The sequence below is a fragment of the Streptomyces sp. LX-29 genome (assembly GCF_029541745.1).
Lineage (GTDB): Bacteria > Actinomycetota > Actinomycetes > Streptomycetales > Streptomycetaceae > Streptomyces.
Genome location: NZ_CP089746.1, coordinates 4,267,909 through 4,288,387, shown reverse-complemented (window position 1 = coordinate 4,288,387; position 20,479 = coordinate 4,267,909). Strand labels below are relative to the sequence as shown.

Annotated in this window: 21 protein-coding genes and 1 tRNA gene; 6 read left to right on the top strand and 16 right to left on the bottom strand. The window is 71.8% G+C overall.

Going from position 1 to position 20,479, the window contains the following annotated elements; genetic code table 11:
* Positions 1 to 90: 90 nt before the first annotated feature.
* Positions 91 to 396, bottom strand: a complete 306-nt coding sequence (locus LRS74_RS18530; protein ID WP_277742037.1) for a cupin domain-containing protein — start codon at positions 394 to 396, stop codon at positions 91 to 93.
* A 311-nt stretch (positions 397 to 707) separates the two neighbouring features.
* Positions 708 to 1,193 (bottom strand): hypothetical protein, encoded by a 486-nt coding sequence (locus LRS74_RS18525; RefSeq protein ID WP_277742036.1) that lies wholly within the window; start codon positions 1,191 to 1,193, stop codon positions 708 to 710.
* Positions 1,194 to 1,535: 342 nt separating this feature from the next.
* Here LRS74_RS18525 and LRS74_RS18520 point away from each other — a divergent pair, with 342 nt between their 5' ends.
* A complete protein-coding gene (locus tag LRS74_RS18520; protein WP_277742035.1) occupies positions 1,536 to 1,985 on the top strand; it encodes a DUF3515 domain-containing protein in 450 nt (149 codons plus the stop codon).
* Positions 1,986 to 1,994: 9 nt separating this feature from the next.
* Here LRS74_RS18520 and LRS74_RS18515 read toward each other — a convergent pair whose 3' ends face one another.
* From LRS74_RS18515 to LRS74_RS33630, 6 genes are read right to left on the bottom strand one after another with little or no spacing between them, the layout of a single operon-like run.
* A complete protein-coding gene (locus LRS74_RS18515; protein ID WP_277742034.1) occupies positions 1,995 to 2,972 on the bottom strand; it encodes a beta-ketoacyl synthase N-terminal-like domain-containing protein in 978 nt (325 codons plus the stop codon).
* Entirely contained in the window at positions 2,969 to 4,159 is a 1,191-nt protein-coding gene (locus LRS74_RS18510) for a beta-ketoacyl-[acyl-carrier-protein] synthase family protein (RefSeq protein WP_277742033.1), read from the bottom strand. Before LRS74_RS18510 ends, LRS74_RS18515 begins: the two co-directional genes overlap by 4 nt.
* Before the next feature lie 31 nt (positions 4,160 to 4,190).
* On the bottom strand, positions 4,191 to 4,568 hold the full coding sequence (locus tag LRS74_RS18505; protein WP_277742032.1) for a hypothetical protein: 378 nt from the start codon (positions 4,566 to 4,568) through the stop codon (positions 4,191 to 4,193).
* Positions 4,568 to 4,972 carry a hypothetical protein gene (locus LRS74_RS18500; protein WP_144386437.1) on the bottom strand — a complete coding sequence of 135 codons (405 nt, stop codon included), beginning with the start codon at positions 4,970 to 4,972 and terminating at the stop codon, positions 4,568 to 4,570. Before LRS74_RS18500 ends, LRS74_RS18505 begins: the two co-directional genes overlap by 1 nt.
* A gap of 1 nt (position 4,973) precedes the next feature.
* The gene (locus LRS74_RS18495) at positions 4,974 to 5,312 is read right to left on the bottom strand and encodes a DsrE family protein (RefSeq protein ID WP_277742031.1); all 339 of its coding nucleotides are present in this window, start codon (positions 5,310 to 5,312) and stop codon (positions 4,974 to 4,976) included.
* The gene (locus LRS74_RS33630; RefSeq protein ID WP_347178141.1) at positions 5,305 to 7,671 is read right to left on the bottom strand and encodes an aminotransferase class I/II-fold pyridoxal phosphate-dependent enzyme; all 2,367 of its coding nucleotides are present in this window, start codon (positions 7,669 to 7,671) and stop codon (positions 5,305 to 5,307) included. The genes LRS74_RS18495 and LRS74_RS33630 overlap by 8 nt, the downstream gene beginning before the upstream one ends.
* Before the next feature lie 338 nt (positions 7,672 to 8,009).
* Between LRS74_RS33630 and LRS74_RS18480 the strand changes: the two genes are divergently transcribed.
* The 5 genes from LRS74_RS18480 to LRS74_RS18460 are packed head-to-tail and all read left to right on the top strand — an operon-like array spanning position 8,010 to position 11,887.
* Positions 8,010 to 9,170 (top strand): beta-ketoacyl synthase N-terminal-like domain-containing protein, encoded by a 1,161-nt coding sequence (locus LRS74_RS18480; RefSeq protein WP_277742030.1) that lies wholly within the window; start codon positions 8,010 to 8,012, stop codon positions 9,168 to 9,170.
* Entirely contained in the window at positions 9,167 to 10,216 is a 1,050-nt protein-coding gene (locus LRS74_RS18475) for a beta-ketoacyl synthase N-terminal-like domain-containing protein (protein WP_277742029.1), read from the top strand. The genes LRS74_RS18480 and LRS74_RS18475 overlap by 4 nt, the downstream gene beginning before the upstream one ends.
* A gap of 6 nt (positions 10,217 to 10,222) precedes the next feature.
* Positions 10,223 to 10,468, top strand: a complete 246-nt coding sequence (locus LRS74_RS18470; protein WP_144386433.1) for an acyl carrier protein — start codon at positions 10,223 to 10,225, stop codon at positions 10,466 to 10,468.
* A gap of 5 nt (positions 10,469 to 10,473) precedes the next feature.
* Positions 10,474 to 11,421 (top strand): hypothetical protein, encoded by a 948-nt coding sequence (locus tag LRS74_RS18465; RefSeq protein ID WP_277742028.1) that lies wholly within the window; start codon positions 10,474 to 10,476, stop codon positions 11,419 to 11,421.
* Positions 11,422 to 11,461: 40 nt separating this feature from the next.
* Positions 11,462 to 11,887 carry a DUF3995 domain-containing protein gene (locus tag LRS74_RS18460; RefSeq protein WP_277742027.1) on the top strand — a complete coding sequence of 142 codons (426 nt, stop codon included), beginning with the start codon at positions 11,462 to 11,464 and terminating at the stop codon, positions 11,885 to 11,887.
* Positions 11,888 to 12,007: 120 nt separating this feature from the next.
* On the opposite strand, the gene LRS74_RS18455 is transcribed toward LRS74_RS18460, so the two are convergent.
* From LRS74_RS18455 to LRS74_RS18420, 8 genes are all read right to left on the bottom strand, one after another.
* On the bottom strand, positions 12,008 to 12,259 hold the full coding sequence (locus LRS74_RS18455) for an acyl carrier protein (protein WP_144386431.1): 252 nt from the start codon (positions 12,257 to 12,259) through the stop codon (positions 12,008 to 12,010).
* Positions 12,260 to 12,417: 158 nt separating this feature from the next.
* On the bottom strand, positions 12,418 to 14,661 hold the full coding sequence (locus LRS74_RS18450; protein ID WP_277742026.1) for an MMPL family transporter: 2,244 nt from the start codon (positions 14,659 to 14,661) through the stop codon (positions 12,418 to 12,420).
* A gap of 89 nt (positions 14,662 to 14,750) precedes the next feature.
* Entirely contained in the window at positions 14,751 to 15,668 is a 918-nt protein-coding gene (locus LRS74_RS18445) for a LuxR family transcriptional regulator (protein WP_277742025.1), read from the bottom strand.
* A 48-nt stretch (positions 15,669 to 15,716) separates the two neighbouring features.
* Positions 15,717 to 16,499 carry a LuxR C-terminal-related transcriptional regulator gene (locus tag LRS74_RS18440; RefSeq protein WP_277742024.1) on the bottom strand — a complete coding sequence of 261 codons (783 nt, stop codon included), beginning with the start codon at positions 16,497 to 16,499 and terminating at the stop codon, positions 15,717 to 15,719.
* A 390-nt stretch (positions 16,500 to 16,889) separates the two neighbouring features.
* Positions 16,890 to 17,624, bottom strand: coding sequence for an IclR family transcriptional regulator C-terminal domain-containing protein (locus tag LRS74_RS18435; RefSeq protein WP_277742023.1), 735 nt, complete (start codon positions 17,622 to 17,624; stop codon positions 16,890 to 16,892).
* A 190-nt stretch (positions 17,625 to 17,814) separates the two neighbouring features.
* Entirely contained in the window at positions 17,815 to 18,681 is an 867-nt protein-coding gene (locus LRS74_RS18430) for a LuxR family transcriptional regulator (RefSeq protein ID WP_277742022.1), read from the bottom strand.
* Between the two features lie 40 nt (positions 18,682 to 18,721).
* Entirely contained in the window at positions 18,722 to 19,588 is an 867-nt protein-coding gene (locus LRS74_RS18425) for a hypothetical protein (protein WP_277742021.1), read from the bottom strand.
* A gap of 751 nt (positions 19,589 to 20,339) precedes the next feature.
* A tRNA-Thr gene (locus LRS74_RS18420) sits at positions 20,340 to 20,412 on the bottom strand.
* Between the last annotated feature and the right edge of the window lie 67 nt (positions 20,413 to 20,479).

Sequence of the window (20,479 nt, the reverse complement as noted above, 5' to 3'; positions counted from 1 at the left end):
CCCGGCGGCCCCGCCCCGCCCGGGCCCCGGCCCGCCCCGGCCCGCCCCGCCCTGCCTCGCCTCGCCCCGCCTCGCCCCAGGCGTCCCGTCTCAGCCCTCCGCGTGCTCGACGATCACCAGCGTGCCCCGGCTGCCGGGGCGGACCGCGTGCGGTGTCCCCGCCGGGACCACGTACAGCTCCCCCGGCCCCACGGACACCGGCCGCCCGGCGACGTCGAGTTCGAGCCGTCCGTCGAGGACGAGCAGCGCCTCGGGCGTCGGGTGGCTCTCCTCCTCCACCGGCATCGCGTCCATCCGCAGCACCTTCAGCGAGGCGCCGCCCACCTCCCCCAGGATCGTCGAGCGCCAGCTCCCCGGCAGCTCCGCCGCGGTGGTCCTCAGGTCGATCGGGCTCATGACGGCACACGCCTCCTCCGCGGGACGGCGGGCGCACGCGGGCTCACCGGCCCGCTCTCGGGTCTCGTTCGGTGTCATCGAACCTAGGCGAGCGGCGCGGGCGATGGGCTGACCGTTCGGTAAAGGATCTCCCCCGACCCTGACGGCCGGGCGCCGACCCAAACGGCTCCGGTGACGTCGGCCGTGGTTCCGCAGCGCCCTGAAGGGGCGCGGGGCTGCGTGAGCTGTGCGGCTGCCGCCGCGTGGGCGCGACCGGCCACGACGGGCCCTTGGACGATCGGCGGCCCGTCGCGGACTTCCCGGCGGAGCGCTTACACGCGCCCCCGTGCGACGCCCCCGTGCGCCGCCGTCTCGAACGGCTTCGCCATCGCCGCCGACACCAGGTAGCACGCCGGCAGTTGGAGCGTGAGCAGCGCCAGGGTGAGCATGAAGAAGACCCAGTCCTCCGGCCGCTCGTCGCCCGCGGCGATGCCCTGCACCAGGGTCACCAACGCCAGGACGCCCGCGTATCCGAGGACGTTCTTCGCCGCGATCAGCCAGCGGTTGGCGCGCCAGCCGACGTACTGCAGGGCGACGAGGGCGAGGAAGGTCAGCACCGGGAGGAGCAGCGCCTCCGGGGAGAACCATTCGGCGGCGTAGGACGCCCATGCCTCCCGCCGCGCCTCCGCGGCGGTCTGGCCCTCGTAGGGGGTGACTCCCACGGGGGTGACGGCGGCGCACAGCGACGCCCCCACCCCCCACGGAACGAACGACGCCGCCGCGGCGAACGCGGCCACCCGGGGCATGGGGACGCTCATCGGTCCGCTCCATCGTCTCGACGACAAAGGCAGCCGGAGACCCGGGAGCTGATGCCCCCTGTCTGGCGTTTCGCCAGCCTAGCCCTCGACTCCGACGCCCGGGACGGCGGCCTCGCCGGCCGGTTCGCCCCGCCTTCCCGACGCCGACCCGGACGAGGTCGAGGCACGCGTCGGCCATATGATCGACCGTGGTGCAGCGGTGACCACGGTCGCCAACACGGGGGAGGTTCGGCGCCATTGACGCAGGAACAGAGCGATCTCACGGCGCGGGACGGAACGGATCCCGAGCCGCCGTCCGCGTCCCCGTCGCCGCCGGCATCCCCCCGCGGGGTGCGCCTGGCCATGGGCGCCTCCGTCCTCGCGATCGTCGCCGCCGCCGGGCTGGTGGTCTACGCGACGCGGTCGTCCGATTCCGACGTGGAGGGCGCCCCGCGCGGGGACCATCCGCTCTGTGAGCGCATCGCCGAGGACTACCCCGACGAACTCCTCGGGGAGTCCCGCTCCGACGCCGACCTGCCGCCGGGAGTGGCCGTGTGGGGCGACGAGACGGTGGTGCTGCGGTGCGGCATGGAGCCGCCGAAGCCGACGGTCGACCCCTGCTTCCAGGTGGACGGGGTCGACTGGGTCCTGGAGGAGGCGAAGTCCAAGGACGGCTCCCAGGTGCTCATCAGCTACGGAAGGGACCCGGCCGTCGAGGTCGTCCTCTCCGACGCCGGCCCGAACCCTGGGGAGTCCCTGGTGGATCTGAGTCGGGCGGTCTCCCGGATCCGCCAGGGCCGCACCTGCATCTGACCGGGCCCGCTAGCGGGCCGGCGCCACGTACGCGATCGACACGTTCCCCTGCTCCGCGACGCTCACCACCAGGTGCTCCCCCGCCCCGCTCGTCAACAGGTCGGCGACCTCCAGGACGGGGCCGAGGCAGCCGGAGGCCGCCGGGACGCGGGTGACGGATGGGCCCAGCAGCCGGGACACCCGGTCGGCGACCACGCAGTCCTCGGCCACCAGCCGCACCGGATGGCGGCGCCGGTCCCGCAGACCCAGGCCCAGCCCGGCGAGGGCGGCCTCCACGGGGCGGCGGGCGAGGTCCAGGCCGTCCGCGCGGGCGGCCTGCGCGCGCGGCAGCAGGAAGCTGCGCACGCGCACCCGGCCGTAGCCGGTGGCGCCGCGCTCGGCGGCGTCGGCGGCGGGCTCCACCACCAGGGCGACCGCGCCGTCCTCGCCGCTCGCCACCCCCGGCTCGTCCGGCGAGAGCGGCGACTCGGCGGCGCCGGTGAGCAGCCAGCGGGCGCGCCGCGCGGCGAGGGCGCGCTGACCGTGCTGGAGCGCCTCCAGGCCCGCGACGCGTGGGCTGTGGACGCCCAGGCTGAAGCCCTTGAGCTGGTGCTCCATCGCGACCCGGCTGCCGACCAGGTTGACCGAGAAGTACGGCACCGACGGCGGGCTGAGCACGTCCGAGCGGTGCTCGATCACCGTGCGGTCGAACTCCCCCTGCATCGCCGAGGTGCCGTTGTTGGTGCCCACGGTGATGGCCCGCTCGGAGTCCGGGATGGCGTCGAAGTCGGTGCCCGCGTCCGCCAGCGCCCGGCGCGTCGCGGCGATCAGGTACTGGCTGGAGCGCGGCAGGTACTTGTAGCCCCGCCCCAGGACCGCGCGGGCGGTGAACCAGGCGTCGCCCTCCTTCTCCCCCGCCGGGTCCAGCGTCTCCCGGGTGACGATCCCGATGCCCGTGACCACCGCCGTCGCGGTCGTCGTCGCCGTCGCCGTCGTCGCCGTCGTCATCGGGGTTCCCCCTGTAGCACCAGAGACATGTTGTTCCCTCCGAACGCGTACGCGTTCACCATCCCGAGCCGGCCCGACAGCGGCGTCGGCTCCGTGGGCACGTGCACCCGGCACTCCGGGTCCTGCTCGGCGACCGGGAGGTTGGGCGCCATCGAGCCGTGGTGCAGGAAGAGCGCCGCGGCCACCACGCCGAGGCCCCCGGAGGCGCCCCCGGTGTGGCCGGTCAGCGCCTTGAGGCTGTAGAGCGGGATCTCCGCGGTCCGGGGACCGAAGACCTGCTCCATGGCCCGCGACTCGGTGACGTCGTTCAGCTTGGTGCCGGTGGCGTGCGGGACGATGAACGAGACGTCGTCCGGCTTGGCCTCCGCCTCCTCCAGCGCGTCCCGCATCGCGCGGACGATCTGGGCGCCCTCCGGGTCCAGCCCGGTGGCGTGGAAGGCGTCACAGCTCCAGCCGGAGCCGGCCAGCGTGGCGTAGATCCGCGCACCGCGCGCCCGGGCCCGGTCGGCACGCTCCAGCACCACCGCGCCCGCGCCCTCGCTGAGCACCGTCCCGCCCCGCCCCACGTCGAACGGGCGGCAGCTGACCGGGTCCAGGGCGCCGACCTGGTTGAAGGCGGCCAGCGCCACCCGCGAGTAGGTCTCGAAGCCCCCGGCGACCACCACGTCGGCCTCGCCGGCACGGATCATGTCGGCGCCGATGGCCATCGAATAGCCGCTGCCCGAGCAGGCGTTGCTGACGCCGGTGGCCAACCCGTTGACCCCGAGCAGCTGGGCGACCACCGACGCGGTGGAGAAGACCGGCGTCCAGCGGTCCTCCTCGGGGAAGGAGCCGTGGGCCCGCCAGTCCTCGACGACATACGCGTCGGCGACGCTGCTGCCCATGAGGACGGCGGTGCCGTGCGCGTCCAGGGCGCCCGCCAGGCCCGCGTCGGCCACCGCCTCGCGGGCGACCGTCAGCGCGGTGCGGGTGGCGTGCCCGACCGGCAGCCCGTCCACGACGGCCGGCTCGGCCGGCACCGCCCCCTCCGGGGTGAAGTAGAAGTTCGGCACGGGTACGTGCGCCAGGGGGTCGGTCGTCGTGTCGGGCGCGGCCCGCTCGGGATCGAGCAGCGCACGATAGAAGCTCTCGACGCCCCCGCCCAGGTGGCACACCGCCCCCAGACCGGTTATGACAACCTCGGTCACCGGTACCTCCGGGATCTAGAGAATTCGGGCCCTACAGGAAGAAGACCCGGTCGTAACTGGGCCAGCGCGCCGCGAACTCCCCGGCCGCCACGCACCGCACCCCTTCCGCCAGCCGCTCCGGGCCGAGCCCCATGGCCGTCAGGTCGGGCTCCTCGACCCAGATCCCCACCCCCAGGTCGCGCAGGCGCAGCAGGTCCTCGCGGGGCGCGTCGTACGCCTCCACGACCGTGGTTCCGACCGTCAGCGGAGGCGGCGGGTCGGCCCGCACCGCGTAGCCGACGGCCTCGCCGCGGAGCAGCACGTCCAGGCCGAGCTGTCGATGGATCTCGATGCCCAGGAAGAGCGCGTCGAAGTAGGAGACCTCCAGGGCGCCCCGGTAGGCGCGCTCCACGATCGCCAGCGACGGCATCACGCCACCCCCATGAAAACGGTCTTGGTGGCCGCGGCGACGTGCTTGCCGAAGGTGGACGGGGCCCGCATCACGACCTCCGGGATGTGTCCGGTGGCGCCGCGGTGCTCGCTGCACGCGCGGCAGCCGAACCACCACAGCCGGCCGGGGAACGCCTCGTGCAGGGAGCGGATCAGCGCCACGGTGGTCGGGTACTCGGCGTGCCGGTCCAGCAGGTTGATCGGCTTGGTCTCGCCCATCGCCTGCTGGCTCAGCATGGTGCTGTAGCCGCACGCCCACACCTGCACGGTGGCGCCCTGGGCCAGCAGCGCGTGGGTGAGCCGCAGCACCGAGGTGGTGAGCTCCCCCGAGTGCGGCGGGCCCATCACCACGAGCATCACATCGGTCTTGGGTGCACCGGCCATCTCAGTGCCACACCACCTGTACGTCGGGGGCGAGCAGCGCCGCCGCCACCTCGTCCATCTCCACCAGTCGTGCCCGCTTGGCCACGTCGTCCGGGGTCAGTCCGCGTTGCAGGACGGAGAACCGGTCCACCCACAGCTCGCCGCCGGCGTCCAGCAGCGACGCCAGCTCGGGCGCCGCCTCCGGCACGGCCGCGCCGATCCCCTCCTGGATGAGCACCAGCCGTACCGGGTGCCCGGCCCGGGCGAGCGCCAGCGCATCGGTGAAGAAGCGCGCGCCGCCCGGACCGGACGCGGGTCCGTTGGACTCGATCAGCAGATACCCCGGCACGAGGTCACGCACCGCGCAGCGAGAGGTGCATCGTCACACCCGGGTCGGACTCCGCCTCGGCGGCCGCCGGCTCCTCCTCGGCGGCGGTGCCCTCCTCGGCCACCGTCCCGTTCAGGGCGGCCAGCACCCGGTCGTCGAAGCTGACCAGCGACCAGTTCTTGCGGTCGGCGATCTCGGCGTAGCCGTGCACGATGGTGCCGGTGGCGGTGGGCACGAGCTTGCCGTCGCGGACCACGTAGCAGTCCATCCGCGAGGTGTACGTGAAGTCCTTGAAGACGTCCTCGACGGAGTAGACGATGTACAGCTCCTCCTCCATCAGCGCCTCGTCCAGGAACTCGATCCGGGAGCGCGGCACCACGGGGATCCACTTGCGCTCGTCCAGCAGCGTCTTGATGGAGATGCCGCGGTCGGCGACGAACCGGTCCTTGGCCTCCTCCATCAGCCGCAGGTAGCCGGACATCTGGAGCCGCTCGTTGTTGTGGCAGTACGGGTAGGGGATGCGCCAGCGCCAGCCGATCGCGTTGCGGCCCTCGGTGAGCTCCTTGAGCAGCGGGTCGGTGCGGTGGGTGGCGGTGATGCCCCAGTCCTGGGACGGGGTGACCTCGGCGTCGCGCTCCGGCTGGGCGTGGGCGATCTTGTTGACCGCGAACCGGGAGAGCTCGCGCGGCACGGCGTTGGTCGCGTCGACGTACTTCTCCCGCCGCAGCACCACCTTGACCTGCGCGGTGACGTCCTTGGTGCCCTTGCCGCCCGCCTCGGCCCCATCGGCGCCGTCGGCAGCCTCGGTGCCCTCGGCGCTCGTGGTGCTCTTCGAGAGGGTGACGCGGAAGGTCAGCTCCTGGCCCTTGCCGACCGGGGTGACGGTGGCGACGGCCGACTCGTCCAGGTGGAAGGCGTTGAGGATGCGGGTGTCGAGGCGGGCGATGTCCAGCCCGAGACCGTACTCCTCGAAGAGGGTGCGCGAGGAGAGCCCGGCGGCGCGGAAGTGCCCCAGCACGGCCTCCTCCACCATGTAGTTGACGTGCTTGAAGCCGATCCAGGTGTTGATGTTGTTGCCCTCGTAGCGCGGGCGGACCTCGACCTGGCTGGGCTCGTTCAGCACGTGGGTGACCGTCTTCTGCAGGGGGCTCGCGTTCCGGTTCGGACGCTTCTTGGGCCCGTCGAAACCGTACTTGTCCCGAAGTTCGCTGGCCACCTTGATGAACTCGGTGGTCTGCTCGTCGGTGTGAGCGTCGTTGAGGATGATGCGCAGGACGGCCTCGTTGCGCTTGGTGGCCGGGTAGCAGTAGACCGGCACCCGGAAGCCGCGCTCCAGGAAGTCGTGGTGGACGGCGAAGGCCTTGTGCTCGTCACCGACCTGGATCGAGGTGAAACAGGTCTCGGTCTCGGTGACCGGCAGCTCGGCGGCGAACAGCCGGCGCCGGAAGTCCTCCACCTTGGCCAGGTAGTTGTCGACGATCCCCGGCTCGTTGTAGGCGAGCAGCTGGGTGATGTAGTCGGTGGCGGCGGCGGCCGGGGCGGACATGCCGGCGGTGAAGGTCGCCGTGCCGGTGAGCACCTCGAAGCCCTCGATCGCGTCCCGCGGGCCGGCGATCAGGCCGCCCTCCACGCCCACCGCCTTCTTCATCGAGACCATGATGAAGGTGGACCGCAGCAGGCCCTGGTACTCGTCGTAGAAGCGGCGGTGGGACGGGCCGTAGACCAGGAAGCCGTTGGCGTCGTCACAGAAGGACAGCGCGCCGTACTTCTCGCAGACGTCGACGATCTCGTGCATCGGGGCGACGGTGCCGTCGATCGAGTAGACCGACTCGAAGACCACCACGACCCGCTTGCCCTGGAGGCCCTGGAGGACCTTCTCCAGCTCGTCGACCCGGTTGTGCTTGAAGGAGAAGAGCCGCTCGCCGTACTTCAGCCCCTCCGCGGCCTTCCACAGCGACCAGTGCGCGTCGCGGTCGAAGACGAAGACGGTGTCGCTGTTGTCCAGCACCAGGCCGCGGCTGAAGACCTGACGGCCGGACATCGCGTGGATGAAGCCGATGTTGGCCAGCACGCCGGTGCCGAAGCTGATCGACGCCTCTTTGCCGAGATAGCGGGAGATGGTCTCTTCCATCGCCAGGTGGTGCAGCGAGACGCCCTGCAGCGTACGGGAGCCGCCGCTGGCCAGGCCGTACTGCTGGGTCGCCGCCACCATGCGCTCCATGACATCGGCGCGGCGCTGCAGATTGAGAAAGTTGACCGGCGCGAAATTCGTGACATACGAGCCGTTGCCATGGACCGCGCCGGGCATGATGTCGGAGGCCGGAGGGCGGCTGAAGCCGAGTTCACGCAGCGTCTGCGCGAAGTCCCCGAAACCCCATTCCGAGAGCGACATATCTCCTCTACCGTTCCTCTCCGCCGGCTCGTCCCGGCGGTCCGCCCGGACGTTTACTGTGTCGGAAACTTAGCCGGGCCGACCGGGGGTAACGCGGTTTTAAGCGGTCTCCTGACAGGTTCCTGCCCGGCGGCCGTCCGCGCCTTCCGCGAGCAACTGCACGTTGTTGCCAAGGCGTTGTCGGGGCCATTGGACGACCGCTAGCTTCAATTCGCGGCCTTTTCAGTCGGGGCCGGTCGAGGTCGGTCGAGGTCGGGATATGACGCAAGGACGTTAAGGCCCCAGGAAAGCCCGAAGAAAGTCCGGGAAAGCCCCAGCAAGCAGGGAGATTTCACGCGGTGAGCGAGATCGTCATCACCGGCCTCGGTGCCGTCTGCCGGCTCGGCACGGGCGTCGACGCTTTCTGGAACGGCGTCATGGCGGCCCGCACCGCGGAGCCGGACCGGGTGCCGGACGAGCGGGCCGAGGTGCCGCTCCCGCTGTACTACATGGTGCCGGGCCGGTCCGCCGTCCACGCGGGCGGGCCGGCCTCCGAGTTCACCGTCGCCGCCGGGGAGGAGGCGGCCGCCGACGGCCGCGTCGGCGAGGTGGACCCGTACCGGGTGGCCGTGCTGATGGGTTCCAGCGTCGGAGACGCGCGGCAGACCGAGCTCGCCAGGGCCGGCGAGGCGCCGGCCGTGACGGGTGGCTCGCCGCCGTTCTCGATGGCCTCGGCCCTGGCCGCCCGGATCGGACCCTGCGCCGGGGCGGTGAGCCTGAGCAACGCCTGCTCCGGCAGCGGCTACGCGATCGCCATGGGCGCCGAGATGATCGAGGCCGGCGAGGCGGACGTGGTGATCGCGGGCGGCGTGGAGGCGTACTCGCGGGTGACCATCGCGGCCTTCAACCGGATGGGCGCCCTCGGCCCGGAGCGGCCCCGCCCCTTCGACAAGGGGCGGCAGGGCGTGGTCCTGGGCGAGGGCGCGGGTGCGGTGGTGCTGGAGTCGGCCGCGCACGCCGCGGCGCGCGGCGCCCGTGCCTACGCCCGGCTGGCGGGCTCCGGCTGGAGCTGCGACGCCGCCCACCCCACCGCCCCCGATCCGTCGGGCACCCAGATCAAGCGGGCCATGCGGGACGCCCTGACGCAGGCCGGGGCGGGGCCGGAGGACGTCTCGTTCATCGTGCCGCACGCCACCGGCACCACGCTCAACGACTCCACCGAGGCCGCCGCCATGGCGGACGCCTTCGGCGACCGGCTGGCCGAGATCCCGCTGCACAACCTGAAGGCGATCATCGGGCACCTGGCGGGCGGCGCCGGCGTGATGGGCACCATCCTCGCCGCGCTCGCCTTCCACCACGGCGAGATCCCGCCCAACCCGCCCCTGCGGGAGCCGGACCCGGAGTGCCCGGTCCACCTCCCCACCGGCATCACACCGCTGGACGGCGGGGTGGCCCTGGTCAACTCCTACGCCTTCGGCGGCAACAACATCTCGCTGGCCCTCCAGGGGGTGGCGGCATGACCGGCCTCCACGACACGACGCCCCGGGCGAGCGCCGGCACCACCGCCGGCCCAGCCGTCCCCACCATCGCCGCCTCCGCCCGGGACCTCGTGGTCACCGCCATCGGCACCACCCTTCCCCCGGCGCCGGGCGCCGACGGGTGGTTCGACCAGCGGGCCGAGTTGGGGCGGGGGTACAAGAAGCTGCCGGCGGCCTGTCAGTACCTGCTCTCCGCGACCCGGCGGGCCCTGGCGGCGGCCGGGGGCGGGTTGGAGAGCACGCCGGAGGAGCGGCGCGCGGTCGCGGTCGGCAGCAACCACGGGGCGGCCCGGATCCACACCGAGGTCGACGCCGCCACCACCGGCGGCGAGGCCCATCTGATCTCGCCCGCCGCCGCGCCCTACTTCTCGCCGAACCTCATCGCCGGCCGGCTGGCGATCGAGCACGCCCTCAAGGGCTTCAGCCTGGGCGTGCACACCCCGGGCACCGGCGGCCTGGAGGCGGTCCACGCCGGGCTGCGCGCCCTGCGCTTCGGCCGCGCGGACTGGCTGCTGGCGGGCGCCGCCGAGGAGCCGCCGCCGGCCGACGACAAGGCGCTCGCGCTCGACGGGACGCCCGAGGACGGGGCCGTGGCGCTGGTCTTCGAGCCGGCGTCCGCCGTCGCGGCGCGCGGCGGCCGGAGCCTCGGCACCGTCACGGCGCGGGTCTTCTGTCTGCCGCCGGCGGCGGCCGCCGCCGAGGACGGACCCGAGCACGCCCGCCGGCTGCTCGCCGCCGCGCTGGCCGGGCTCGACCTGCCGCGGCTGCCCGCCGACGGCGTCCGGCTGATCACCGACGGCTCGCCGGTGGCCGACGCGCTGGCGCGGGCCTGCGAGGGGCGCGCGGAGCCGGTCACGGCCGGTTCCGGGTGCCTGGGCCCCGTACGTCAGGTCGCCGACGCGCTCGGCGCCGCGGAACCACGGCTGATCATCACCGCCGGCCGGGCGGGCACCGTCGCGGTCGCCCGGGTCCGCCCGGCGCCCCACATTCCCCTGTCACCCATGGATTCACCCACGGAAGGAAGCTGACCAGACATGTCGACTGCCGTTATCGAGAAGGAAGCACTCCGCGAGCTCGTGGCCGACGCGCTCGACGTCGAGGTCGAGGAGGTCACCGACGAGGCGAACTACATCGAGGATCTCGGCGTCGACTCGCTGATGGGTCTGGAGATCATGGTGCAGCTGGAGAAGACCTTCGGCATCAAGATCAACGAAGAGGAGTTCAAGCAGATCACGAACTTCGGGCAGACCTACGAGCTGCTCACCCGGAAAGCCGCCTGAGCCGGATGGGCTCGACCCCGTTCTGCCGTTCGGTCCGCACCCCGCTCACCGTGGTGCGGACCGGCCGGTCCGGCCCCGACGCTCACCACATCACCACCGCCGAACTCGCCCTGGACGCCCAGGAGCCCGTCTTCGACGGCCACTACCCCGGCTTCCCGATCTTCGCCGGGGTCTTCCTCGTGGAGTCGGCACACCGGGCCGCGGCCGCCGCCCCGCCCGAGGGCAGCGGGCCGCTCCGGCTCGCCGCCGTGGAGTCCGCGCGCTTCCTCAGCCCGGCCTACCCCGGCGATCTACTGACCGTCGAACTCACCTGGACGCCGAAGGGCGACGGCTGGCTGGTCCGGGGCGTCCTGTCCGGCCCGCGGGCGGCGGTGGCACGGGTGCGACTGCGCTACGCCCCGGCCGCCGCGCCCGTGGAGCCGTTCCCCGCCGTCGCGGCGCCGGCCTCCGGGACCGGAGACCGGATGCTCGTCCCGGACATCATCCAGCGCATCCCGCACCGCCAGCAGATGCTGCTGATCGACCAGGTGCTGGACTTCGTGCCCGGCGAGCACGTCACGGCCGTGAAGGCGGTGACCTACGGCGAGCCGTGGTACCGCTGGCAGCGCCCGGAGCCGACCGCCGCGGAGGCGTACGCGTACCCGATCGGCCTGCTGATGGAGTCGCTCAACCAGGCCGCGGCGATGCTGGCCACCGCCGACGCCGCCAACACCGACGTCCTGGCCTCCGAGGTGCTGATGCTCGGCAGCTACGGCGACGTCTCGTTCGGCGAACCGGTCTATCCGGGGGATCTCCTGGAACACACGGTGCGGCTGACCCGAACCCTCAATGACACCCAATTCTTTGAAGGTTCAACTCGTGTACGTGGCAAATTGGTGATCACCGCAGGCCAGATGGTGCTGGCACGCCGTCAAGCCACCCTGATACGGCCCGAGATGGCCGCCACCCCGTAGCATCGAGCCGACCATGCACATTTTACCGAAAGGGATGGTGATGATCACCACTGCGGCCGCTTGGATCGCGGCAATCGCCCTGCTGGCGATCGGCCTTCTGCATGTGGTCTGGGCGTTCTCGCCGTGGCCCTTTGAAAGCACCGAGATATTCGTCAAGTCCGTCTTCGGCGCGAAGGACGGGGCCTGGCCCTTCCCCGCCGCGCTCTCCGCCGTGATGGGCCTGATCATCATCGTCGCCGCGGTCGTGCCGCTGATGGTCAACGACACGGTTCCGCAGCTGGGCCCGAGCTGGATGCGCACCGTCGCGATCTACGGCCTGGCCGTGGCGCTGCTGGGCCGTGGGCTCGGCGGCTACGCCATGAACAGCGGCTCCGCCGAGGAGTTCAGCCGGCTCAACTCGGCCGTCTACTCGCCGTTGTGCATCGCCCTGGGGCTGCTGGTGGGTGTGGTGGCGCTCTCCAACTGAGCGCCGTTCGATCCCGCTTGACCCCCGGTCGCCGCCAACGACCGTATCCGACAACGGAACCGGGCAACGGATGAGCCCGCCGTCGCGTCACCGCGACGGCGGGCTCATCCGTTGTCGGGCTCACCAGCCGGCGGACTCCGCCACGACCTCGTACACGCCCTTGAGGTTCACCATGCGCGGCAGCTCGGACTGGTCGATGACGACGCTGAACTCCTTCTCCAGCGCGGCCAGGATCTCGATGGCGCGCAGCGAGTCCGCGTCGTGGTCCTCCTTGAAGAGGCTGTCCTGGGTGACCTCGTCCTCTTCGATCTCAAGGATGTCGCAGACAATCTCCTTGATGGTCTGGATGCGCGTCTCACGCTCTTGGGACATGCCTGGGCCCTCTTTCGGAATTATCTGCTCAGGGAATACGCGGAACGTCCGCCCGAGTCTTTTCTATCGATGCCCGGGCGGACGTCGCAAGAAGTGCTGCAGCAAGCTGACAAAGCCCTATTCGGCTTTGTCAGCAAGGGGCTGACAGCGCGATTACCTCAGTGTCGGCCACTCAAAGCCGGCGCCGCTTCCGCCGGTTCGCCGTCGGTCTCCTTGATGCCGTACGAGGCGTAGAAGCGGCGCAGCGGCTTCGGCGCCCACCAGGCGGCCGGACCCAGCAGCTTGAGGACGGCGGGCACCAGCAGCAGTCGCACCACGGTGGCGTCGAGCAGGATGATGATGAACATCCCGACCGCGATGAACTTCATGTCGCGCACCTCGACCAGGGCGAAGGAGCCGATGGTCACCGCGAGCAGCACGGCCGCGGAGGTGATGATCCCGCCGGTGCGCTGCACCCCGGCCACCACCGCCTGCTCGGCGTCGCCCGTGGTGTCCCACTCCTCGCGGATGCGGGACATCAGGAACACCGAGTAGTCCATGGACAGACCGAAGGCGAAGGCCAGCATCATCACCGGTTCCATGCCGGTGACGAAGCCGGAGGAGGTGAAGTCCAGCAGCCCGGAGAGATGCCCGTCCTGGAAGATCAGCACGATCGGACCGAACGCGGCCGCGATGGAGACGATGTTGAGCACCACCGACATCAGCGGCACCAGCAGCGAGCCGAACGCCAGGAACATGAAGAGCATCGTGATCACGATGATGACGGCGGCCATCAGCGGCAGGTGCGAGGCGAGCGCGGAGCGCTGGTCCTTCAGATCGGCGGCCATGCCGCCCACCAGCACCTCGGCGCCGTCCGGCGCCTTGAGCCCGCGGATGTCGCCGACCACGTCCCGCGCCTGCCCGGAGGTCCACTCCCCCTGGTGGTTGGCGACGACCACGGCAGAACCGGTGCCGCCCTCCGCCCGGGCGCCCACGACGCCCACGGTCGGGGCGTCCACGCCCTCGACCGACCGGATCCGACCGGCCAGCTCCTGCGCCGCGGAGCGCGCCTGGCGCTCGCCGCCCTCGACACCGGAGACCAGCACATACAGCGACTTGCGGGCGTCGAAGGCGAACTCGTCGTCCAGCCGGTCGGCCACCACCCGGCTGGGCGCGTCCTTCGCCAGCGTGCGCTCGTCGCTGGTGCCGAAGGTCACCCCGGACACCGGCACCGCGAGCACCAGCAGACCGCCCACGGTGAGCACGGTGACGACCGCCGGGCGCCGCATCACGAAGCGCGCCACCGCGCCCCAGCCGCCGGTCTCCGGCGCCCCCTCCGGCTCACGGCGGCGGCGCGGCAGCGGCACCCGCAGCGCGTCCACCTTCCGCCCGATGACGGCGAGGAAGGCGGGCAGCACGGTGAGCGAGGCGACCATCGCGAAGAAGGCGCCGACCAGCCCGCCCCAGGCCATGGAGCGCACATACGCCTGCGGGAAGACCAGCAGGCCGGTCAGGGCGAGGGTGACGGTGACGCCGGAGACCAGGACGGTCCGCCCGGCGGTGCGCATGGTGCGCACGACCGCGGGTCCCACCTCCCGGCCCGCGGCCAACTCCTCACGGAACCGGCTGACCATGAAGAGGCCGTAGTCCACCGCCAGGCCGAGCGCCATGAACATCAGCACGTTCAGCGAGAAGACCGAGATGGTGGTGGCCTCGTTCAACGCCCTGATCGCGGCCATGCCGAAGACCAGCGCGATGACCGCGACGACCACCGGCACCAGCGCCGCGACCACGCTGCGGAAGACGAACAGCAGCAGCAGGAACAGCACCGGGACCGTGACCACCTCGATGATGGTCAGCCCGTCGGTGATCCCGCTGTTGACGTCGTCCAGCATCGGCCGCAGGCCGCCCAGCTGGGTGGTGATCTCGTCCCCCGGCACCACCAGCGGGTTGCCGCCCTCGGCGTCCTTCAGGTCCAGGTACGAGGTCATGCGCTGGTCGTCGTCGGCGCCCTTGAGCCGCACCACCGCGTAGGTGGCCTCGTGGTCATCGGAGACCAGCGCCTCCCGCGTCGAGGGCGGCAGTCCGGCGTCGTAGTACGACTCGACGTGCTCGACCTCCGGGCTGCTCCGCGTCTTCTCCAGCGCCGCGGTCACCGACTGTTTGAATTCTGGATTATCGACGGAGGTGCCGGGTTGTGAATACAGCACCAGTACGTCGGAATCCTGCCGGCCCACCTCGGACTTCATCCGCTCCATGGCCCGATAGGATTCGCTGCTCTTGTCTTCGAGACCGCCCTGGCTCAGGACGCCGGTTTCCGAGACGCCCATTCCCCACATGCCGACGGCTGCGATGAGCACCAACCCGGCGACGAGAATCGCCCGGCGTGCCCGCACCACAAACTGCCCCAGCCAAGCAAACACCCTTTACTCCGTCCGTGGTTCCTTCCTTCCCTCCGTTACCCTGCTCCGCCGGAGGGGTGGAATCCGGGCGAGGTAAAGGAACCCGTCAGCTAACTGCCAGCGGACGGGCGGCGGTCGACAGGAACAGGACCGGAAGCCGGGGCAGATGTCGGCGCGGAGGCCGGGGCGGAGGCCGGGGCGGGGAAGGCCGTGGGGGCCGGCAGCAGGCCGTACTCGGCGGCCAACACCCCCGCCTGGAAGCGGGAGGTGGCGCCCAGCCGGGCCATCAGCTCCGCCACGTAGCGACGGTAGGTGCGCACCGACACCGCCAGCTCGCGCGCCGCCACCTCGTCGGTCACCCCGGCCCGTAACTGCTCCAGGATGCGCCGGTTGAGCCGGGTGCGGGCGCCGTCGTTCAGTCCGACCGGCCCGGTCGGCTCCATGGCCGTCCGCCACACCCGCTCGAAGAGGGTGTGCAGTCCGCGGATCACCGAGGGCGCGTGGATCAGGGAGGCGGCGCCGCCGGAACCGGAGTCGACGCAGACCAGCGCCGCCCGCTCGTCGACGATCAGCACCTCCAGGGTCGGCATCCCGCTGACCCGCACCGCGGGTCGCCCCTTCCACGCCGGCAGCCGCCGCAGCAGCTCCGGGTCGAAGGTGGCGCGGGTGCACAGCACCCGGGTGGCCGCCTCGACCAGGCCGGCCACCGTCAGCTCGTGCAGGCTGCCGTGGGTGGCCCAGCGGCGCCCCGGCTCCCCGGCGAGCACCGCCTCCACGCTCTCGGTCGCGCCGGCGATCAGCTCGCGGGCGAGCGCGGCGTGGTCGGCGCTGCCGGCCGACACCTCGTACACCAGGGCCGGCTGGGCGCGCCGATCCCGGTGCTTGTCGACGGTCTGCTCGATCAGGGCGCAGACCTCCAGCAGCGAACGCTCCAGCTCGTCGTGGGTGCCCTGTGCGTCGAGCGCCCCGTCCGTCTCGTGTGACCCATAGGCACCGAACGCCTCGCGCCCGTCGTATGCCTCGTCCATCCCACTCACCCCCGTGAACGTGCTCTTCGCCGTCGACACCGCGTCCGGTCAGCCGCGTTCCACCAGTCCGAGTTCCACGGCCCGCACCCCGGCCTGGAAACGGGAGGTGGCGCCCAGCGCCCGCATGATCTCCGCGACATGGCGGCGGTAGGTGCGCAGCGAGACCGAGAGCTCCCGGGCGGCCACCTCGTCGGTCTGGCCCGAGCACAGCCACTGGAGGACCTTGCGCACCGTCTCCAGCCGCAGCCGCTCGTTGAGCACCGCCCCCGCGGCGAGCGGGACCGCGCCGGCCCAGGTGCTGGCGAACAGCAGGTCCAGCGCCCGCACCGCGGCCGGGTTCTCCAGGATCGCGGCGCTCCGCCCGGTGCGCTCGGGCCCGGAGCGCACCATCGCCACCCGACCGTCGGCGATCACGGACTCCTGGAGCTCGCCGGTGACCACCCGGACCTCGCAGCCGGCCGCGGAGGCGTCGCGCACCAGCGCGCTGCCGATCATCCGCGGCGAGCACAGCAGCCGGACCGTCACCCCGCGCCGACCGGCCGCGCCCAGCGCGGAGATGGCGGCCCCCACCGCCCGCACCTGGAGCTCACAGCCGCCGGGCAGGGCGATGGAGACGCTGTGCCGGGCCCGGCCGATGAGCCGTGTGGTGGTGTCCACGACCGCCTGGCCCTCCGGGCGTATCTCGAACAGGGCGCGGGAGCCGGGCGCGCTGCGTCGCGCCGTCACCGTGGACTCGATCAGTGCGCGGGCCTGGAGCAGCACGCGTTCGAGGGTGTCGGGTGTGTCCGGGATGGATTCGGCAGGGCGCGACGGCAGCGACAGATCGATCATGGTTTTCCCCCAGGAGCCCTCAGCGAATGTGTTCTCGCCCTGCCGAGGCCGCGGATTTCGTTTCACTTTAAAATTGAAACGACGGCGCCAGGGCCGGCCATCCGCAAATCAGTGCACGGTCGGCTAAACGTGCCGCGTTGAGATTAGTTCGCTGGTTCTTGTCCAGTCAACGACGGATAGTCACGGCCCAAGGGATCGCAAAGCCTCCCGCCCCGGCCCGCGGTGACAAGAGTGACACAGTCGTTACGGAAGCCGGCCCCCGCCGCGGTGCCTCAGCCCGTTTTCTGGAACCCGACATCGCCATCCGGCATGGAATTCCTAATTCCACGCCGGAATTCGGCATTCCCCGGGGAAATTCGACAGTTCTGCAACAGCCGTCGCCCCAGCCCGCTACGGGACGAATCCGCCGGCGATACGGATCGCCGCGTCCACCACCGCGCCGCCGTATCGCCGTCCCGGCGCCGTGGTCAGCCGGGTGGTCGGCCCGGAGATCGACACCGCGGCCACCACCCGGCCCCCCGGATCACGCACCGGAGCGGCCACCGCGGCGCCCGGGTGCTCCCGCCCGCCGATGCTCTGCGCCCACCCCTGGCGCCGCACCCCGGACAGCACCGCCGCGGTGAACTGCGCGCCGCGCAGGCCCGCGTTGAGCTCGTCCGGGCGCTCCCAGGCGAGCAGCACCTGGGAGGCGGGGCCGGCGCTCATCGGGAACGCGGCGCCGACCGCCGCCCGGTCGTGGCCGGCCGGACTGCCGTACGCCTGGGCCTCGGCGACGCACACCCGCACATTGCCGTGGCGGCGATAGAGCCGGGCGTTGGCCCCGGTGCGGTCCCGCAGCTCCGACAGCACCGGCTCGGCCACCGTCACCAGACGGTCCTGGCACGCCTGGACCGCCATCACACCCAGCCGCGGGCCGAGGATGAACCGCCCCTGCGCGTCGCGCGCCAGCAGCCGCAGCCGCTCCAGCGCCAACACCAGCCGGTGCACGGTGGGGCGCTTCAGCCCGGTGTCGGAGACGAGCCGCGACAACGACGCCGGCCCCTTCTCCAGAACCCCCAGTAAGAGCGACGCCTTGTCGAGGACGCCGACTCCGCTCAGCGTCTGCTCGGAAATCACTGTCGTCACGATGATGCCTCCTCGTCCGGTAAGCCATTCGGGATACGGGCTCGGCCGCTCCCTCTCTCCCCCGTCAACTCACCGGCCACGTGGATCAAGGTGTCCCGCGGGCCCCTATCTAACCCCGGTGCCGGGCAGCCGGATACGACCGCTACAGGAAGCTGCCAGGGCGTGGAGAGTCGACCTTCACATCAGCGGGTCAGCCGCGTCTGCTCGGCGGCTCCGCCGCGTTCGACGGCGGCAGCAGCCCCAGCTCCGCGGCGCGCACCCCGGCCTGGAACCGGGAGTTCGCCTCCAGCAGTGTCATGATCTCGGCGACGCAGCGCCGGTAGGTGCGCACCGACACCGCCAGCTCGCGCGCCGCCACCTCGTCGGTGACGCCGAGCCGCAGCCACTCCAGGATCTGCCGCACCATCTTGGTGCGCGCCCGGTCACCGAAGTCGATCTCGTCCGTGACCACCACGGCGCTGCGCCACAGCCCCTCGAACAGCACCGCGATCGTCTCGATGACCCCGCTGTCGCGGATCGAGGACGCCTCGCTGCCGCCGGGCACATCGGCGCAGACCAGGGACTCACGGCCGTCCACCATCAGCGCGGAGAGCATCGGCACCCGGGCCACCCGCACCTCCAGCGGGCGGCCGGCCTCCGCGTAGGCGCGGATCAGCGGCCGGTCGACGGTGGACCGGTTGCACAGCATCCGGGTGCGCACGTTCCTCGGGCCGGTGGTCAGCCAGCGGGTGAGCACGGTCCGCACGACCCGCGAGTGCGAGGGGTCGGCCACCGCGTACACCACGTCGATGGACCTGCGCGCCGTGCCGATGAGCTGGTCGCCGGCGGCCACCATCTCCTCGTCATGGGTGTCGACGGCGGAGACCCAGTGCGAACGGGACTGCCGGACACGGTGCTTGACGACGGTCGTCTCGATGAGCTCTCGGACGGCCATGAGTTCCTGCGCGATGTCGTCCTCGATCTGCCGGTCGTCGGCGGCCGCGGCCGTCCGACGGTCCATGGCGCGGTGGAGCCGGCCACGCTCGGCGCTCGCTCCGGACGGTGCGGCGTTGCTCACCCTACTCACCTCGTGACATCAGTCGGGCCGGTCAGCTCACTCAGTCACTTTCCGCGAGCAGGCCGAGCTCCACGGCCCGAACCCCCGCCTGGAAGCGGGAGTTGGCGCCGACGTCCCGCATGATCGCCGCGACATGGCGGCGATAGGTGCGCAGCGAGACCTGGATCTCCCGGGCCGCCGCGTCATCGGTGCGCCCGGCCCGCAGCCGCCCCAGGATCAGCCGTGCGGAGTCGGTGTGCAGCCGCTCCGCGAGCCGCAGGTGCTCGGCGAGCGGGCGGGCGCTGCCCCAGTTCGCGGCGAACAGCAGATCCAGGGTGCGGACCGCCATCGGGTCGAGGATGACCGACGCCTGGACGCACTCGTCCTGCGGCCCCGAGCGCCCGAAGGCCACCTTGCCGTCGGCGACCACGGTGCCCTGGAGGTCGATGTCGAGGACCCGCACCTCGTATCCGGCGTTGCCGCGCCGCACCGCCGAGAGGATGCCCAGCGGCCCCAGCACCCGCGGGTGCGCCAGGATCCGCACCGGGATGCCGCTGCGGGCGATGGCGCTGATCCGCGGCAGCAGCGGCATGATCGGCCGGGCCCGCTCGACCCCGCCCGGCATGGTGATGCTCAGCCGGTGCCTGGCCTGCTCGACCAGTTGGGCCAGCGCGTCGTGAACGGCGGCGGCGTCGCTGACGGGCACCAGCGGGGTGGCCGGGACAGTGTTGCGGCGGTGCAGGTCCACCGCCGCCTCGATCAGTCCGCGCACCCGCAGCAACGCCTCCTCTAAGCCGTCCGCGCCGCTGGCGGCCAGGCCCTCGATGACGTCGCCGGTGGTGTCGGTGGGCACGGTCGAGCGGCCTCGGGCGCTCGCATCCGCATGAGTAACCTTGCTGACATTGCTGACATTCGCTTGTTCAGACATGACTCCCCCATGCCATGCGCGGGAGGCATTTCCACCGAACCGATCGCGCTGTGTCAGGAAAGCCTTCCCAAGCTCTGGTGGCGCGAGGCTAGTTGGCCGGTTGGGAGCCAGTCAACGAAACCCAGTCCGTAAAGCTTGGGCAAAACACCCACGCGCCCCCGATGGATCTGCTCATCGGGGCACCGGGGGTGCGCGGATTGTCATCAAGCTGCAGTCCCGGTCGGCAACCTTCACGAAGCGAACACGCTCCGCAGGCGAAGGGCTTGGAACGGCGACGTTCGGCGATCGACACCTTCATCCGTGGCCGCTTGTTGACAGCTTTACGATCACCCGTATCCGGGGGTTTCCACCCCGCCCACCGCCCGACGTGGCGGCCCCGACCGTCCCCGTTCCAGAGGATGGATACCGGAAGCCCCGCGGACGACAACGTTCCGACACCCTGCCGGGCCGGCCGCGCCGTCTCCGGTCGAGCCTGTCCCGCCGCCCGTCCCGACGGCCGCCACCACCCGTCCAGGCGCCCGCCTCGGAGCCCGTCCCGACGCCGGGCGCCGAAGCCGCCCCGACGCCCCCGTCACGCCCCCGGTCACGCCCGTCGCGGCGCCCCGGCGGGCTGCCGCGCGACACCGGCGGCCGCCCCGCGCCCGGCGGGCCGCCCGCAGGGCCACCCGCCCCCCGGCCGCTCCCCGCAGGACGTAAGGACATGAAAAACCGCAGGTCACCGGGTGGGGCGAGCTGCGGTTCTCCGATCCAGAGCCGCCTGTCGGGTTCGAACCGACGACCTTCGCTTTACAAGAGCGGTGCTCTACCAGCTGAGCTAAGGCGGCAAGACTCAAAGCAGTGTACCCACGACCGCGTGATGCCCCGGCCGGAAATTGCGATTGCGCATCACTG

Bases quoted from the DNA above. Each gene is read 5' to 3' on its own strand.
- LRS74_RS33630 (WP_347178141.1), bottom strand. From the start codon at position 7,671: ATGTCGCTCTCGGAATGGGGTTTCGGGGACTTCGCGCAGACGCTGCGT.
- LRS74_RS18505 (WP_277742032.1), bottom strand. From the start codon at position 4,568: ATGCCGTCGCTGGCGATCGTGGAGCGCGCCTACCGGGGCGCCCTGGAG.
- LRS74_RS18460 (WP_277742027.1), top strand. From the start codon at position 11,462: ATGATCACCACTGCGGCCGCTTGGATCGCGGCAATCGCCCTGCTGGCG.
- LRS74_RS18530 (WP_277742037.1), bottom strand. From the start codon at position 396: ATGAGCCCGATCGACCTGAGGACCACCGCGGCGGAGCTGCCGGGGAGC.
- LRS74_RS18465 (WP_277742028.1), top strand. From the start codon at position 10,474: ATGGGCTCGACCCCGTTCTGCCGTTCGGTCCGCACCCCGCTCACCGTG.
- LRS74_RS18425 (WP_277742021.1), bottom strand. From the start codon at position 19,588: ATGTCTGAACAAGCGAATGTCAGCAATGTCAGCAAGGTTACTCATGCG.
- LRS74_RS18515 (WP_277742034.1), bottom strand. From the start codon at position 2,972: ATGACGACGGCGACGACGGCGACGGCGACGACGACCGCGACGGCGGTG.
- LRS74_RS18525 (WP_277742036.1), bottom strand. From the start codon at position 1,193: ATGAGCGTCCCCATGCCCCGGGTGGCCGCGTTCGCCGCGGCGGCGTCG.
- LRS74_RS18440 (WP_277742024.1), bottom strand. From the start codon at position 16,499: ATGATCGATCTGTCGCTGCCGTCGCGCCCTGCCGAATCCATCCCGGAC.
- LRS74_RS18445 (WP_277742025.1), bottom strand. From the start codon at position 15,668: ATGGACGAGGCATACGACGGGCGCGAGGCGTTCGGTGCCTATGGGTCA.
- LRS74_RS18470 (WP_144386433.1), top strand. From the start codon at position 10,223: ATGTCGACTGCCGTTATCGAGAAGGAAGCACTCCGCGAGCTCGTGGCC.
- LRS74_RS18520 (WP_277742035.1), top strand. From the start codon at position 1,536: ATGGGCGCCTCCGTCCTCGCGATCGTCGCCGCCGCCGGGCTGGTGGTC.
- LRS74_RS18500 (WP_144386437.1), bottom strand. From the start codon at position 4,972: ATGGCCGGTGCACCCAAGACCGATGTGATGCTCGTGGTGATGGGCCCG.
- LRS74_RS18455 (WP_144386431.1), bottom strand. From the start codon at position 12,259: ATGTCCCAAGAGCGTGAGACGCGCATCCAGACCATCAAGGAGATTGTC.
- LRS74_RS18475 (WP_277742029.1), top strand. From the start codon at position 9,167: ATGACCGGCCTCCACGACACGACGCCCCGGGCGAGCGCCGGCACCACC.